This window comes from Micromonospora pisi, assembly GCF_003633685.1.
In the GTDB taxonomy this organism is placed as follows: domain Bacteria; phylum Actinomycetota; class Actinomycetes; order Mycobacteriales; family Micromonosporaceae; genus Micromonospora_G; species Micromonospora_G pisi.
In genome coordinates, this window is the sequence record NZ_RBKT01000001.1 from 6,495,140 (window position 1) to 6,509,590 (window position 14,451).

Sequence of the window (14,451 nt, forward strand, 5' to 3'; positions counted from 1 at the left end):
GAGTTCGCAGCCCACGACGGGCCGGCGCCTACTCGTTGCCGGGCAGGAGCATGCCGAAGTCTTTCCAATTAGTCAAGATCCAGGAATGTCGCTGCCGATTGCAGGATGACCACCGGGTTGCTGCAAAGCAGAGACTCCGTGATTCGATTCCAAGTGGTAGCCCGATCCGCTCCAAGTGGTAGCCCGATCCGCTCCAAGTGGTAGCCCGATCCGCTCCAAGTGGTAGCCCGATCCGCTCCAAGTGGTAGCTCAATCCGCTCCAAGTGGTAGCCCGATCCACGTACCGGCGGCGGCGGTCGGCGTGCTGCCCCCGTGGTGAACCCTCCTGCTGCCCGTGCGATGCCTGTCCTACCAGGTCACCCTGGGGATGCTCGCCGACGAGAGTTGGCATGCGCAAGCGCCCTACGTCGCCGGGCGGCGGGTCGGACCGCTCCGTACGTTGTGCCTACCACCTGGCCCGGCCTACCAATCAGACTCGGACGATCCACCCGACGACGACGTGGCCCAAAATTGACGGTGTCCCCGATTGGACATGACAGGGACATCGTTATGTGGAGGTACCCACCATCCCCGCACCACGTGGCGGCCCGCCCGGCGGGCATTCGATGAGATGTGAAATTCAATTCGTGTCGGGTTCTGACGGAGGATCGGCCCATGATGTCAGTGCGGGCCGGTGTCGAAGCGCCGGATGGCCAGCGGCATGAAAACCACCACCAGCAGCACGGACCAGCCGATGGTCGCCGCGACCGGATGCGCGATCGGCCAGGCGGGGTCGACCGAGCTGGCCGTGGCCGCCTGGTTGCCGAAGAGCTGCCGGCAGGCGCCGGCGGCGGCGCTCACCGGGTTCCAGTCGGCGACCGTACGCAGCACCGTGGGCATGCCCGAGGTCGGCACGAAGACGTTCGAGATCATCGTGACCGGCATGATGAGTGGGCCGAGTTTGGCCGCCGTCTGCACGTTCCGGAACACCGTGCCGAGGAAGATGCCGACCCAGGAGACCGCGAACTGGAGCAGCATCAGCAGCCCGAAGGCGCCGAGTGCGGAGCCGGTGCCGGTCTGCACCCGCCAGCCGACGAGCAGCCCGGCACCGGCCATGACCAGCAGGGTCACCCCGTTGACCAGCAGGTCGGCGCCGGTCTGTCCGAGCAGGATCGAGGAACGCGAGGCGGGCATGGAGCGGAACCGGTCCATCACCCCCCGGTCGCTGTCACTCGCGATGGTGATCATCGCGGTGACCAGCGTGGTCACCGTCGACATCACGAACAGGCCGGGCATCAGATAGGCCCGGTAGTTGCCCCCGTCGCCGATCGGGATGGCGCTGCCGAAGACGTATCCGAAGAGCACCACGGCGGCCAGCGGGAAGACGAGCGTACCGATGATCTGGCCCGGGGCTTGCTTGAGCTGGAGCAGGTTGCGGTACCCGATGGTCAGGATGTCGCCGATCCGCCAGCGCAGGCGGGTGAGGCCGTGGCTGTCCGGTACGCCGGTGCTGATCGTGGTCATCCGACGGTCTCCTTGCGGGTGGTGGCGGTGCGCTGCGGGGCGGTCGACGCGGCGGGTTCCGCCTTGGCGGTGAGCCGCAGGAAGACCTCGTCCAGGGTGGGGCGGCGTACGGCGACGTCCTCCGGGTCCACGCCGGCCTGGTCCAGCAGGCGCACCACCGCGGGCAGGGTCAGGGTGTCGGCACCGATCGGCACGCTGAGCAGCCGCCGGTCGGAGTCGATGTCCGGCTCGGCCCCGGCCAGCCGGGCCAGGATCGGTGCGGTGGAGTCCAGTTCGGCCGGGGTACGGACGACGACGTCGATCCGGCCGCCGAGTTCGGCCTTGAGCGCGTCCGGGCTGCCCGAGGTGACCACCCGACCGTTGTCGATCACCGCGATGTGCTGTGCCAGCTGGTCCGCCTCGTCGAGGTACTGGGTGGTGAGCAGGACCGTCATGCCGTCGACGACGAGTTCGCGGATGGTTCGCCAGATCTCGTTGCGGCTGCGCGGGTCGAGTCCGGTGGTGGGTTCGTCCAGGAAGAGCACGGCGGGGGAGACGATCAAACTGGAGATCAGGTCGAGTCGTCGGCGCATGCCGCCGGAGTAGGTCCGGACCAGCCGGTCGGCGGCGTGCCCGAGGTCGAACCGGTGGAGCAGGTCGTCGGCGCGACGTTTGGCGGTCCGTCCGGTGAGGTGGAAGAGGCGGCCGAAGATCTGGAGGTTCTCCCGGCCGGTCAGTCCCTCGTCGAGGGCGGCGTACTGCCCGGCGAGACCGATCCGGTGACGTACCTTGACCGCCTCCCGGACCACGTCGTGACCGGCGACGAGGGCGCGGCCGGCGTCCGGCCGGGTCAGCGTGGCGAAGATCCGGATCGCGGTGCTCTTGCCGGCGCCGTTCGGGCCGAGCAGTCCGTAGACGGTGCCGGCGGGGATGGTCAGGTCGAGGCCGGCGAGGGCCTGGGTGTTGCCGAACCGCTTCCGCAGTCCCTCCGCGACGACGACCGCGTCGCCGGTTGCGTGTCCCACCAGACCTCCTACTGAGTACGCCGTACGCGGTTAATGTCTTGCACGCTAGCTAACCGGGTACGCTGTACGCAAGTAAATGTACGAATGAATGCCGGCCCGGTCGGCGGGTACGTCAGCCGGCAGGGCGACCACGGAAGGTACGGCGGGTGAGATCGAGCGGCGGCATCAGCGACGAGCACTCCGAATCCACAGGGGAGCACGAGCCCGCCCTGCCCGCGGCGGTACGGGTGAGCCTGCCCGCCCCGACCTCCTCGCGCGGACCCGCGCCCACGTACAGCCGGGCGCAGGTGGCCGCCGCCGCGATCAGGATCGCCGACGAGCAGGGCATCGAGGCGGTCTCCATGCGCAAGGTCGCCGCCGCGCTCGGCACCGGACCGATGAGCCTCTACCGCTACGTCGACAACAAGGAAGCCCTCTGCGAGCTGATGCTCGACCACATGTTCGGCGAGACCGAGCTGCCCGAGCCGACCGGCGACTGGCGGGTCGACCTGGCCGAGGTGGCCCGGAGCCTGCGCCGGTCCCAGCTACGTCACCCGTGGCTGGCCCGGATCGCCGCCGGCCGTCCGGCGATGGGCCCGAACATGCTCGAGATCTTCGAGTACGGGATGTCCGTCCTGGACCGTCTCGGCCTGGACATCGCCGACATGCTGGAGATCTTCTCCCTGGTCAGTAGCTGGGTCGGCGGCTTCGTGCAGGAGGAGGTGGCGGAACTGGCCGCCCGCCGGGATCGGGGCATGGACGAGCGGGAGTGGCGGCGCGGCATGGCCCGGCACCTGGAGACGCTGACCGGCGGCGGCGACTATCCGTACCTCGCCCGGGTCATGCGGGCCGGCGCGGACCGGGACTTCGACACCCGGTTCGAACGCGGCCTCGACCGCATCATCGCCGGCATCGGGGCGACCCTTCCACCGACGGCCGACTAATCAGCCGGGCAGGAGACGGACCTCCGTCACCCGGTCGCCGACGGTGGCCGAGGCGAGCGGACCGGAACCGGGTGTGTTACCCATAGGGCTGGTGAACGGGGCATGACGTGGCCCCGAACGCCGGTGCGGATAGATCCTGGCTTAACCTATAGGGAACATACGATTTACCTGCCCTGGGGAGGGAACGCGGATGGCGAAGCTTCGAGGTGCCCGGCGTGGTGCGGCACTGGCCATGGGGGCGGTGCTGACGGTCACCGGACTGGTCGGCTGCGCGAAGGAGGACACCGGCAGCACCACCGCCGACGGTGTCAAGGTCGTAGCGTCCGGCAAGCTCACCACCTGCACCCACCTGCCGTACTCGCCGTTCCAGTCGAAGGACGCCAGCGGCAAGGTCGTCGGGTTCGACGTCGACATCGTCGACCTCGCGGCGAAGAAGCTCGGTCTCACCCAGACGATCGTCGACACCCCGTTCGAGGGCATCAAGTCCGGGGCCGACCTCAACGCCGGCAAGTGTGACGTCGCCGCCGCCGGCATGACCATCACCGACGAGCGCAAGAAGGTGCTCGACTTCTCCGACCCGTACTTCGACGCCACCCAGGCCCTGACGGTGTCGGTCGGCAAGTCGTACAAGACCCTCGCCGACCTGGCCGGCAAGCGGGTCGGCGTGCAGGGCGCGACCACCGGCGAGGACTACGTCAAGCAGCAGGTCCAGACGCAGGGGCTCAAGATCGAGGTGGTCTCCTACAAGGACCTCGCCGCCGCGCAGCAGGCGCTGGCCACCGGCCAGATCGAGGCCGCCGTCGGCGACCTGCCGGTCTGGAACGAGTACGTCAAGGCCAACCCCGGCAAGGTCGTGGTCGCGGGCGGTTTCAACACCGGCGAGCAGTACGGCCTCGCGGTGAAGAAGGGCAACGCCAAGTTGCTGGAGACGATCAACAAGGCGCTCGCCGAGGCGCGGGCCGACGGCAGCTATGACAAGATCTACGCGCAGTGGATCGGCGCGAAGCCGGCGGTCTGACCAGGTCCGCGTGACATACATCGCCCGGGGCGCCACCCCGTGCGAGCTGGGGGAGGCATGGCAGATCCGCAGATGTTGACGACCGGGGCCGCGACTCGACCGGCCCCGGTCCCGCCGACCCCTCGGCGCCGGCTCGGCCGCCGTCAGCGACAGCGGCTGGGCCGGCTCGCCGGCTACCTGGTCTTCGCCCTCGTACTGCTCACCGTGGTGGCGGCGGCCGACTGGGGGCGCCTCGCCGACGCGTTCTTCCGGCTGGACGTCGCCTCGAGCATGTTCCCCGAGGCGATCACGGTCGCGCTGCGCAACACCATCGTCTACACGCTGTTGGCATTCGCCTTCGGGCTCGTATTCGGCCTGCTACTGGCGTTGATGCGGCTCTCGTCCGTCGGGCCGTACCGCTGGTTCGCCACCGGATACATCGAGCTCTTTCGCGGGCTCCCCTCGCTGCTCGTGCTCTTCATGGTCGGCTACGGGGTGCCGCTGGCCTTCCCGGAGCGGGAGATCCCCGGCGGGGTGTACGGCGCGGTCACCGTCGGGCTCGGGGTGACCGCCGCCGCGTACATGGCGGAGACGATCCGGGCCGGCATCCAGGCGGTGCCGAAGGGACAGCTCGAGGCGGCCCGGACGCTCGGCATGTCGCACACCCGCGCCATGGTCTCGATCGTGCTGCCGCAGGCGTTCCGGATCGTCATCCCACCGCTGACCAACGAGATCATCCTGCTCACCAAGGACACCTCGCTGGCGTACGTCCTCGGCGTCACCGCGACCACCATCGAGTTGACGAAGTTCGCCGGTGACGCCCTCAACACCAAAGTCAACCCGACCCCGCTCGTGGTGGCCGGCCTGCTCTACCTGGCGATCACCCTGCCGCTGTCCCAACTGGTCCGGTGGCTGGAACGCCGGGCCGCGAAGGAAAGGTGACCGGCGGTGCCAGCCATCGAGATCCGCGACCTACGTAAGTCGTTCGGCAAACTGGAGGTCCTGCGCGGGATCGACCTGTCGGTGGAGACCGGCGAGGTCGTCTGCGTGATCGGGCCGTCCGGCTCCGGCAAGTCCACCCTGCTGCGCTGCGTCAACCTGCTGGAGGAGCCGTCCAGCGGGTCGGTGCACGTCGACGGGGTGGAGGTCACCGACCCGGACTGCGACATCGACGCCGTACGCCGCCGGATCGGCATGGTCTTCCAGCAGTTCAACCTCTTCGGCCACCTTCGCGTACGGGAGAACCTGACCATCGCCCAGCGCCGGGTGCTCGGCCGGAGTCGGGCCGAGGCGAACCGGATCGCGGCGGAGAACCTCGACCGGGTCGGTCTCGCCGAGAAGGCCGACGCCTACCCGGCGCAGCTCTCCGGTGGGCAGCAGCAGCGGGTGGCGATCGCCCGCGCGCTGGCCATGGAGCCGAGGCTGATGCTCTTCGACGAGCCGACCAGCGCGCTCGACCCGGAGCTGGTCGGCGAGGTGCTCGCGGTGATGCGCTCGCTCGCCGCCGAGGGCATGACCATGCTGGTGGTCACCCACGAGATGAGCTTCGCCCGCGAGGTCGCGTCCCGGGTGGTCTTCATGGACGGCGGCACGGTGGTCGAGTCCGGCCCTCCGGAGGAGGTCTTCGGCGCGCCACGGGAGGCCCGCACGCGGGAGTTCCTGCACCGGGTGCTCGAACCGACCCGGGTGAGCGAAGCCGAGATCGGTGTCCACGAACGGTCAGGCGCGCAGCCGTAGGTAGAGCAGTGCTCCGGTGGCCAGGACCAGCGGCCAGAGCAGGTACCACCCGGTCATCACCAGCAGCGCGGTGACCGCCACCAGCGCGCAGAGCGCGTACCGGTGGGCTCGGCTGCCCCGGGGCAGCAGGCGGAGCGCGGCGGCGGTGCCCAACGCGTACACCAGGACGAAGCAGCCGGTGGTGAGCAGCACCAGCGGCTTCGGCCCGATCCCGGCGGCGACCGCGACCGCCATCGCCAGCCCGGCCAGCGTCGAGACCAGCAGCAGGCTGCGCCGGGGCACCTCGCCCGCGCTGCTGCCCCGGTCCAGCCAGGTCGGCAGCGCGCCGTCACGTCCGAGCGCCGCCCCGAGCTTCGCCGCCCCGGCGAAGTACGCGTTCATCGTGCCGAGGGTGAGCAGCAGCGCGGCGACGGCCGCCAGCAGGTGCACCTCGCCACCGACGCCGAGCGCGAGCAGTTCGGCGAGCGGCGCCTCACTGCTGCCCGCGGCCGGGCCGAGCACCAGCACCGTGGCGGCGGCGACGCCGAGGTAGAGCACCCCGACCACGACCACCGCGATGGTCGCCGCCCGGGGCAGGTCCCGCTTCGGGCGGCGGAAATCCGCGGCCAGGTGGGTGATCGCCTCCCAACCGGCGAAGCTCCAGACGAGCAGCGCCGCCGCCGGCCCGACCGCGAACCAGCCGTGCGGTGTGAACGGCTCCAGGTTCTCCCACCGCACGTGCGGCATGGCCGCGACCACCGCGGTCAGCAGGAGCACCACCAGGCCGGCGGCGAGCACCAGTTGCAGCCGACCGGAGACCCGCAGCCCGAACGCGTTCGTCACGGTCACGACCAGGATCAGGAGTGCCCCGGTCACCGCCGTGGTGGTCTCACCGCCGCCGACCGCGACCGCGACGTAGTCACCGGCGAAGAGCGCGGCGGCGGGCGCACCCGCCGGGACGGCGAAGTAGAAGCACCAACCGACGATGGCCGCCGCCCGCGACCCGAAGGCGTTCCGGACGTACGTGGAGACCCCGCCGGCGTCGGGGTAGCGCGCGCCGAGGGCGGCGAAGGTGGCGGCCAGCGGTGCGGAGAGCACGACCAGGGCGAGCCAGGCGAGCAGTGAGGCCGGTCCGGCCGCCTCCGCCGCCAGCGCGGGTAGGGCGATCACACCGGTGCCGAGCACCGCCCCGACGTAGAGCGCGGTGCCCTGGGCGACGGTCAGCCGACCGCCGGAACGTACGGCGGGGTTGTTTTCGATCATTGAGTCGGTCACGGCTCCAACCTGCTGCATCCCCGGTCGGGCGACCAGTGGCAGGAATGCCGTTCTGCGGTACGTTCCTGCCATGAGTGCGCCGCACGTCGTCGCCGTCGCCGTCACCGACGCCATCCCGGTCTTCGAGTTCGCCGTGCCCTGCGAGGTCTTCGGCATCGACCGCTCCGACCTGGTCGACCCCTGGTACGAGCTGCGTCTCTGCGCAGCCGAGCCGGGCCCGCTGCGCACCACGCTCGGCCTGCGCATCGACACCCCGTACGGCCTCGACGAGTTGGCCGAGGCGGACACCGTGGTCGTGGCGGCCTGCAACCGGCGGGTGCAACTGCACCCACCCGCGCCGCTGCTGGACGCGTTGCGCCACGCCCGTGCCCGGGGTGCCCGGATCGTCTCGATCTGTAGCGGCGCCTACCTGCTCGCCTACGCCGGCATGCTCGACGGCCGTCGGGCCACCACGCACTGGATGAACGCGGTCGACTTCGCGCATCGCTTCCCGGGTGTGAAGGTCGACCCGGACGTGCTCTACACCGACGACGGCGACCTGTTCACCTCCGCCGGCACCGGTGCCGCCATCGACCTCTGCCTGCACCTGCTCCGCCTCGACCACGGCACCGCCGTCGCCAACGAGGTGGCCCGCCGGATGGTGGTGCCACCACAGCGCGACGGAGGTCAGGCCCAGTACGCCCGCCCGCTCACCCGGGGCGAACCGCACTCCGACCTGGCTCCGGTGCTCGACTGGGCGCGGGAGCACCTGGACCGGCCGCTGACCGTGGCGGAGTTGGCGCGGCAGGCGCACCTGAGCCCGCGTACGTTCGCCCGCCGGTTCCGCGACACCCTCGGCACCAGCCCGCTACAGTGGCTGGTCGAACAGCGGGTACGGGTCGCCCAGGAGTTGCTGGAGACGACCGACGAACCGGTCGAGCGGATCGCCCACCGGGCCGGCTTCGGCAACCCGGTCAGCCTGCGTCGGCACTTCCGTCGGGTCACCAGCGTGTCACCGCAGACGTACCGGCACGTCTTCCGTCGAGCGGGCGCTCCCTGAAACTGTGGTCAGTTCGCTCGTACGCAGAACTCGTTGCCGTCGGGGTCGGCCAGCACGACGGCGCCGTCCGCACCGACCTCGAGCCGAGTGGCCCCGAGGGAGACCAGCCGGTCGACCTCCGCCTGCTGGTCACCACCGACCGGGGCGAGGTCGAAGCGCTGCCGGTTCCACACTTCTTTCGGGGCCACGGGCGGGCCTCCCCACGCGACCTTTGTGCCGCCGTGCGGTGACTGGATCGCGGTCTCCTGGTCCTGGTCCCACACCAGCGGCCAGCCCAGCGCCTCGCTCCAGAAGAGGCCGACCTCTCGGGTGCCGTCGCAGGCGAGCTCGCCGAGCAGGCCGCACCCGGCGAGGAAGGCGTTGCCCGGCTCGATCACGCAGAACTCGTTGCCCTCGGGGTCTGCCAGGACGATGTGCTCCTCCTCGGGAAGCTGCCCGACGTCGAGGTGGGCGGCGCCGAGCCCGAGTGCCGTCGCCACCGTGTGCTGCTGCTCGGCGTGGTCAGCGCTGGTCAGGTGAAGGTGCACGCGGTTGAGCCCCACCTTTTCCGTACGGCTCGGGACGAACCGGAGGCTGAGCTGGTTTTCCTCGCCGGGCAGGAGTGCGCCACCGGCGTTCTCCACGACCTCCCGGCCGAGCATGCCGGCCCAGAACCGCGCCAGGAGAGCCGCGTCGTGCGCATCGAAGGTCACTGTCAGCGGTCGCGAGTGCATCACCGCACAGTAGACACAGGTCAGCAGGACAACAAGGCGCCCAGCCGCGCCGTACGGGTGCGGCTACAGGTCGAGGCGGGACACCACCGCTCGGGTCGTGGGCTGCACATACTCGGTCAGCCTGAACTGGCGACGATCGTCGGTGGTGTGGACGTTGACCGCGATGGTGCTGTCGTCGGCGAACCGGAGGACGAAGACCGGATCGAGATCGCAGAGGAAGGCGATCTCCTCCACGTCCTGCTCACGGACCCGGGCGACGGCGTCCCAGTCGGTGTCGTCGCTGCCGACCATCACCGAGACCTCGATGCTGCCGAGCCGGGTCGACGGGTTCGCCCACCAGTCCAGCCATCCGGACGCCTCGAATCGATCCATGGCCATAGCATCCCACCGTGCCGGGAACACCCTGCCCGGGCGGTGACGTTCCCCTGGAACTCACGGCTCTCACGGGCGGTAGGTTCAGCAGCTCCTGGGCCAAATGAGGTGTTCTGCTTCACGGGCCCGTTTTCGGGTCACAGCAAAGGCTCCGTCGTAGTCTGGTGCCGAGGCGGTTGCGGCCGAGAATCAACCTCCCTTTGCGACAGTGCACTGTCGCCACTGACCCATCATCGGGTCGAAGGCAGCCCTTCCTGAGGCTGTTCACGTGCAGCGAAAGCAAAGGAAACCCGTGGAGCAAAACGAGATGGGCCGGCGGAGTCTGCTTGCCGGTGGGCTGGCTGCGATCGCGACCACCGCTGTCGCCAGTCCCGCGTTCGCCGAACCGACCAGTGCGGCACCGACCGCCGGGACCCAGACCACCAGCGAGAGGCTGAAGGGCTACACCTACCCGCTCAGCGCCCGTGGCGTGGCGAACCTGGCGGCGGCACCCCCGTGGCACTACGTGGGCGACATCGTCGGCGTCGAATTCTGGACCTCCCCGCAGGCCGCCAACGCCTCGCTGCCCACCGGACTGAGCCCCGACCCGACATCCGCGGGCCATGGTTACGCCCTCTTCATCGACTGGCAGTTCTCCGGCGACCACGAGGAATACCTCGACCCGGTACGCAGCCAGTACGGCGAGTTCCTGGTTCTGATGGACGCGGTGTGGCAGGGTACGCCGGTCGCCTGGTGCCCGTTCATCTACGTCGACAACGACGCGGCCCTGGCCAGGGGCTGGGTGCAGGGCTTCCCGAAGAAGATGGGCGAGATCCACCAGACCCGGGCGTTCGCGGTGAACAGCCAGGCCGCGCCGATCGTCGGTGCCGGCGGGAAGTTCGCCGCCAGCATGTCGGCGTCCGGGCGCCGGCTGGCCGAGGCGAAGGTCAGGCTGGAGCAGCCCTCTGCGACGATCCCCGCGCTGGGGCGTCCCATCGTGAACCTCCGGCATTTCCCCCGCCTGACCGCCGGTCAGCAGGACCACCCCGCCGTCCACGAACTCACCATGTCGATCCTGGACACCCCTCAGGTGGCGAACACCTGGTCGGGCAGCGGGGAACTCAGCTTCCTGCCTTCCCCCAGCGAGGAGCTGGCCGACCTGGCGCCGCAGCGCACCGGCGCGGGCTTCCGTGGCTCGCTCTCCTACACCGTCACCGACCTGCGCATCCTGTCCTGAAATAGCACACGGCGCCCGGGTGGGGTGGAGTCTGTCGACTGTTCCACCTCACCCGGAGGTCCGGCCAGGGTCTAGCTGTCCGGCAGGGCGGCGCGGTCGGCGGCGTCCCGGCCGGACTCCCAGCCCTCGCGGCTGTCGACCCGGCTGCCCCGGGCGCGGACCGTACGCGGGAAGATCCGGTTCATGGTTTCGCGGACCTGCTCGTCCCTGGAGGCGAGCACCGGCAACAGGTCGGCCGGGTCGGTCACCGTCGAGGTCGAGCTGTCACTGGTCGCCTCCTCCAGCGCCGCCTGCGCGGCGGTGGCGAGCCGTTCGCCGATGCGTACCGAGAAGGCCACCAGGAAGGACTGGCGGAAGGTCTTCAGCCTGGCCCGGCCGGCCTTGCCGCCGGGCGGTTCGGTCCGGGCCATCGCCCGGTGCGCCTGCACCAGCAGCGATGTGTAGAGCAGGTCCACCGCGTCGATGTCGGCGTCGAAGCCGAACACGGTGCTGAACGCGAGTTCCGGTGACCAGACCGTGTGGCAGCGGTTGGCCCGGGCGACGGCGTCGAGCAGGGAGGCCTTCTCACCCTCGTACGGGTGGTCGACACCGATCCGCCGCGCGAACGGCACCACGGTCGCCGTCTCACCGCCACGGGCGATCAGCAGCGCCTCGTCCAGGCTGTGCCGGGTGACGAGTTCCTGCGCCTTGGCGGTGTACGCCTCCGCCTCGGCCGGGAAGGTGGTCGACTCGGCCTTGGCCAGCAGGGCGCGTACCCGGTCGAGCAGCCGCGTGTCGACCCGGGACGAGCCGCCGGCCGGACGGCTGGCCGCGGCGACGGGGGTGCCCGGCGGCGGGACGAGCACCTCGACCGGTGGCAGCTCGGCGAGGGTGGTGAGCAGGCTCAGCACCACGTCGAGTACGGCCACCCGGTCGATCCGCCAGCGCCGGGCGACCTCGTCCAGGTACGTCGCGTCGTCGTTCCACCAGACCCGGGCCCCGAGCGCGTCGGCCTGGGCCAGCCACCGCTGGTCGACCGTGGCCCGGGGAAACCGCCGCAGGTGCGCGGCGATGGCGTCGGTGAGCAGTTCGTCCTGCTGGGGCTGCCCCCGGCGGGCGACCACCCGGTGCAGTTCGGCCGGCTGCCAGCCCTTGCCGGACAGACGGGCCACGGCTTCGTGTACGGCGGCGACCAGCGCCGGGTCGACCTCCGCCGCCGGCGCGACGGTCAGCGCGTCCAACCCTGGTTCGTAACCGACCGCACCGGTCACTACCGCCCTGATCCGTTCCCGCACTGAGGTCACCAGCACAAGGCTACGGATCTCGATCCGGGCGTGCGCCGCGGTGCCACTACCAGTGGCGGCAGACACCGGGACGGAGCGTGATCGGCTCTGCGAGCAGCGCCACCCGGCCGGCGGGGAGGGCGACCAAGGACTGCCCTCCCTGCCGGTCTGTCCCGCTCAGGCCTTCGCGGCCAGGTGCGGGTAGAGCGTGGGGATGTCCGCCGCGAGTGCGTTCTTCACCGTGTGGGTGAAGTCGTCGGCGAGCACCTCGTGCTGGCCGGCCTCGACCGCGTCGATCACCATTCGTGCGACGTCGGCGGGGTCGGTCTTCAGGTCGGTCTCCGCCGCCCGCTCGGCTGCCATGTCGGTGTCGATCCAGCCCGCGTAGACGCCGGTGACACCGACGCCCTTCGGGTGCAGCTGCTGCCGCAACGAGTTGGTCGCCGACCATCCTGCCGCCTTCGACGCCGCGTACGCCCCGAACGCCGCGTACCAGGAGAGCGCCGACTGGATGTTGACCAGGTGGCCGCCGTTGGCGACGAGCCGAGGGCTGAGTGCCTGGGTGACCTGGAGCGGTCCGAAGAAGTTGATCTCGATCTCGCGGCGGATCTCGGCCAGGTCTCCGTCCAGGAGGTCGGCCGCGAGGGTGACGCCGGCGTTGTTGATCAGCAGGTTGACGTCCGGGGCCTGTGCGGCGGCGGCCTCGATCGAGGCCGGGTCGGTCAGTTCGAGGTGCAGCGGGACCACCTTCGGGTTGGTGGTGACCGTCTTCGGGTCGCGGGCGGTGGCGTAGACCTTGGCCGCACCTCGCGCGAGCGCCTCGTTGACGAGCGCCTTGCCGAGACCGCGGTTGCCCCCGGTCACGAACACCACGGAGTCCTTGATCTTCATGTCTGCCTTCCGGTCGGGTGGTGGACCGCCCCACCGCCGTACTCGGACGTGCGGGTGGGCCCACCCAGCTTCTTTAGCTGAGAAGCGTAATCTATTTGACCGAGAAGGACGGCTTTTTGGATGTTGAGTGTAATCTAAATCTCAGGTGGGGTGGGCGGCTAGCTCAGACCGGCCATCCAGCCCTCCACGTCCGCGGCGGTACGCGGCAGCGCGGCGGAGAGGTTCCGGCTGCCGGTCGCCGTGATCAGCAGATCCTCCTCGATCCGCATGCCCAGACCACGCAGCTCAGCCGGGACCAGCTCGTCGTTCGGCTGGAAGTACAGCCCCGGCTCGACGGTCAGGGTCATGCCGGCCCGCAACTCGCCGTCGGCGTACCGGGCCGGGGTGGCGCGGGCACAGTCGTGCACGTCCAGCCCGAGCATGTGACCCGAACCGCAGAGCGTCCACCGCCGGTAGAGCTGCCGCTGCGGGTCGAGCGCCTCCTCCAGCGAACAGCGCAAAAGCCCCATCTCCACCAGGCCGGTGGCGAAGACCGCCATCGCCGCCCAGTGGTAGTCACGGAACGACGCACCCGGGCGCAGCGCCGCGATGGCCGCGTCGTTCGCCGCGCGTACGAGCTCGTAGACATCGCGCTGGACCGGAGTGAACCGGCCGTTTACCGGCAGCACCCGGGTGATGTCGGCGGTGTAGCGGGTGCCGACCTCCACCCCCGCGTCGAGCAGCAGCAACTGCCCGGGACGGACCTGGCCGGTGTTCTCCTTCCAGTGCAGGACCGCCGCGTGCCAACCCGCTGCCACGATCGAGTGGTAACCGACCTCCTCGCCCTCGGTCCGGGCGCGCCGCCAGAAGGTTCCCTCCAACCACCGCTCACCACCGGGGCCGCCCGCCTCCGGCAGCGCCCGTACGACGTCCTCGAAACCACGGACGGTGACGTCCACCGCATGCTGGAGCTGGGCGACCTCCCACTCGTCCTTGATCAGGCGCAGGTCCGCCAGCGCCACCGCGAGATCGGCGTCGGCGGCCGGATCGGTCACCGGGACCAGCGCGTCGAGGTGCGGGTCGACGCCGCGCAGCAGCCGGGGCCGCCGGGCACCGCGCAGTACGTCAGGCAGCTCCGCCAGCGGGCGGCAGCGCAGGTCCAGCGCCCGGCCCAGGCTCACCAGATCGGCGCGCGGACCGTTCCAGACCACCCCGGCGGTCCGGTCCGCCCAGTACGCGCTGCTCCCCAGCCGGGGCGGCTCGTCGGTGAAGAGGGTCGCCTCGCCGTCCGGATCCAGCACCAGCGTCCCGCCGCGCGACCCGTCCCCGGTCAACCACGTGTAGTCGGCACCGGGACGGAACCGGTAGAACTGGTCGTTGCTGCGCACCGGTGCCGTGCCGGCCGGCACCACCAGGTGCTCACCGGGAAACATGCCGTGCAGCCGGGTCCGGCGCTTCGCCGCCCAGACCGCCACCTCCGGGTGGACCTCGACCGGCGCCTCCGGCTCACTCCAGCCGTCGGCCATGAACTCGGCCAGGGCGGGCGGAATGGCCAGGTCGT

At 70.4% G+C, this 14,451-nt stretch carries 14 protein-coding genes; 6 read left to right on the forward strand and 8 right to left on the reverse strand.

What is annotated here, in order from left to right; all coding sequences use genetic code 11:
- Positions 1-660: 660 nt before the first annotated feature.
- Positions 661-1,503 (reverse strand): ABC transporter permease, encoded by an 843-nt coding sequence (locus BDK92_RS27940; protein WP_121159373.1) that lies wholly within the window; start codon positions 1,501-1,503, stop codon positions 661-663.
- Positions 1,500-2,507, reverse strand: a complete 1,008-nt coding sequence (locus tag BDK92_RS27945) for an ATP-binding cassette domain-containing protein (RefSeq protein ID WP_121159374.1) — start codon at positions 2,505-2,507, stop codon at positions 1,500-1,502. The genes BDK92_RS27940 and BDK92_RS27945 overlap by 4 nt, the downstream gene beginning before the upstream one ends.
- Positions 2,508-2,653: 146 nt before the next feature.
- Between BDK92_RS27945 and BDK92_RS27950 the strand changes: the two genes are divergently transcribed.
- The 4 genes from BDK92_RS27950 to BDK92_RS27965 all read left to right on the forward strand — a co-directional run bounded on the left by BDK92_RS27950 (position 2,654) and on the right by BDK92_RS27965 (position 6,164).
- Positions 2,654-3,430 carry a TetR/AcrR family transcriptional regulator gene (locus BDK92_RS27950; RefSeq protein ID WP_211349387.1) on the forward strand — a complete coding sequence of 259 codons (777 nt, stop codon included), beginning with the start codon at positions 2,654-2,656 and terminating at the stop codon, positions 3,428-3,430.
- 190 nt (positions 3,431-3,620) lie between these two features.
- Positions 3,621-4,448: a transporter substrate-binding domain-containing protein gene (locus BDK92_RS27955; protein WP_121159375.1), complete on the forward strand. Its 828-nt coding sequence runs from the start codon at positions 3,621-3,623 to the stop codon at positions 4,446-4,448.
- Between the two features lie 57 nt (positions 4,449-4,505).
- Positions 4,506-5,369 carry an amino acid ABC transporter permease gene (locus BDK92_RS27960; protein WP_246017281.1) on the forward strand — a complete coding sequence of 288 codons (864 nt, stop codon included), beginning with the start codon at positions 4,506-4,508 and terminating at the stop codon, positions 5,367-5,369.
- Positions 5,370-5,375: 6 nt separating this feature from the next.
- On the forward strand, positions 5,376-6,164 hold the full coding sequence (locus BDK92_RS27965) for an amino acid ABC transporter ATP-binding protein (RefSeq protein WP_121159377.1): 789 nt from the start codon (positions 5,376-5,378) through the stop codon (positions 6,162-6,164).
- On the opposite strand, the gene BDK92_RS27970 is transcribed toward BDK92_RS27965, so the two are convergent.
- A complete protein-coding gene (locus BDK92_RS27970; protein WP_211349675.1) occupies positions 6,147-7,403 on the reverse strand; it encodes an APC family permease in 1,257 nt (418 codons plus the stop codon). The genes BDK92_RS27965 and BDK92_RS27970 overlap by 18 nt on opposite strands.
- A gap of 85 nt (positions 7,404-7,488) precedes the next feature.
- Here BDK92_RS27970 and BDK92_RS27975 point away from each other — a divergent pair, with 85 nt between their 5' ends.
- Entirely contained in the window at positions 7,489-8,457 is a 969-nt protein-coding gene (locus BDK92_RS27975) for a helix-turn-helix domain-containing protein (protein ID WP_121159379.1), read from the forward strand.
- Between the two features lie 8 nt (positions 8,458-8,465).
- Here the strand turns inward: BDK92_RS27975 and BDK92_RS27980 are convergent, their stop codons facing one another.
- Together BDK92_RS27980 and BDK92_RS27985 are read right to left on the reverse strand one after the other, a co-directional pair.
- Positions 8,466-9,170, reverse strand: coding sequence for a VOC family protein (locus BDK92_RS27980; RefSeq protein WP_121159380.1), 705 nt, complete (start codon positions 9,168-9,170; stop codon positions 8,466-8,468).
- 63 nt (positions 9,171-9,233) lie between these two features.
- Positions 9,234-9,542: a hypothetical protein gene (locus tag BDK92_RS27985; RefSeq protein WP_121162648.1), complete on the reverse strand. Its 309-nt coding sequence runs from the start codon at positions 9,540-9,542 to the stop codon at positions 9,234-9,236.
- A gap of 292 nt (positions 9,543-9,834) precedes the next feature.
- Here BDK92_RS27985 and BDK92_RS27990 point away from each other — a divergent pair, with 292 nt between their 5' ends.
- Positions 9,835-10,758: an acetoacetate decarboxylase family protein gene (locus BDK92_RS27990; RefSeq protein ID WP_211349388.1), complete on the forward strand. Its 924-nt coding sequence runs from the start codon at positions 9,835-9,837 to the stop codon at positions 10,756-10,758.
- A gap of 71 nt (positions 10,759-10,829) precedes the next feature.
- Here BDK92_RS27990 and BDK92_RS27995 read toward each other — a convergent pair whose 3' ends face one another.
- The 3 genes from BDK92_RS27995 to BDK92_RS28005 all read right to left on the reverse strand — a co-directional run bounded on the left by BDK92_RS27995 (position 10,830) and on the right by BDK92_RS28005 (position 14,416).
- On the reverse strand, positions 10,830-12,041 hold the full coding sequence (locus BDK92_RS27995; RefSeq protein ID WP_246017283.1) for a DUF2786 domain-containing protein: 1,212 nt from the start codon (positions 12,039-12,041) through the stop codon (positions 10,830-10,832).
- Positions 12,042-12,197: 156 nt separating this feature from the next.
- Entirely contained in the window at positions 12,198-12,911 is a 714-nt protein-coding gene (locus BDK92_RS28000) for an SDR family oxidoreductase (protein ID WP_121159381.1), read from the reverse strand.
- A 158-nt stretch (positions 12,912-13,069) separates the two neighbouring features.
- Entirely contained in the window at positions 13,070-14,416 is a 1,347-nt protein-coding gene (locus BDK92_RS28005; protein WP_121162651.1) for an aminopeptidase P family protein, read from the reverse strand.
- Positions 14,417-14,451: the final 35 nt, after the last annotated feature.

Excerpts from the sequence above, each read along its gene's own strand:
- BDK92_RS27940 (WP_121159373.1), bottom strand. The coding sequence starts at position 1,503 with ATGACCACGATCAGCACCGGCGTACCGGACAGCCACGGCCTCACCCGC.
- BDK92_RS27955 (WP_121159375.1), top strand. The coding sequence starts at position 3,621 with ATGGCGAAGCTTCGAGGTGCCCGGCGTGGTGCGGCACTGGCCATGGGG.
- BDK92_RS27960 (WP_246017281.1), top strand. The coding sequence starts at position 4,506 with ATGGCAGATCCGCAGATGTTGACGACCGGGGCCGCGACTCGACCGGCC.
- BDK92_RS27975 (WP_121159379.1), top strand. The coding sequence starts at position 7,489 with ATGAGTGCGCCGCACGTCGTCGCCGTCGCCGTCACCGACGCCATCCCG.
- BDK92_RS27980 (WP_121159380.1), bottom strand. The coding sequence starts at position 9,170 with ATGCACTCGCGACCGCTGACAGTGACCTTCGATGCGCACGACGCGGCT.
- BDK92_RS27985 (WP_121162648.1), bottom strand. The coding sequence starts at position 9,542 with ATGGATCGATTCGAGGCGTCCGGATGGCTGGACTGGTGGGCGAACCCG.
- BDK92_RS28000 (WP_121159381.1), bottom strand. The coding sequence starts at position 12,911 with ATGAAGATCAAGGACTCCGTGGTGTTCGTGACCGGGGGCAACCGCGGT.
- BDK92_RS28005 (WP_121162651.1), bottom strand. The coding sequence starts at position 14,416 with ATGGCCGACGGCTGGAGTGAGCCGGAGGCGCCGGTCGAGGTCCACCCG.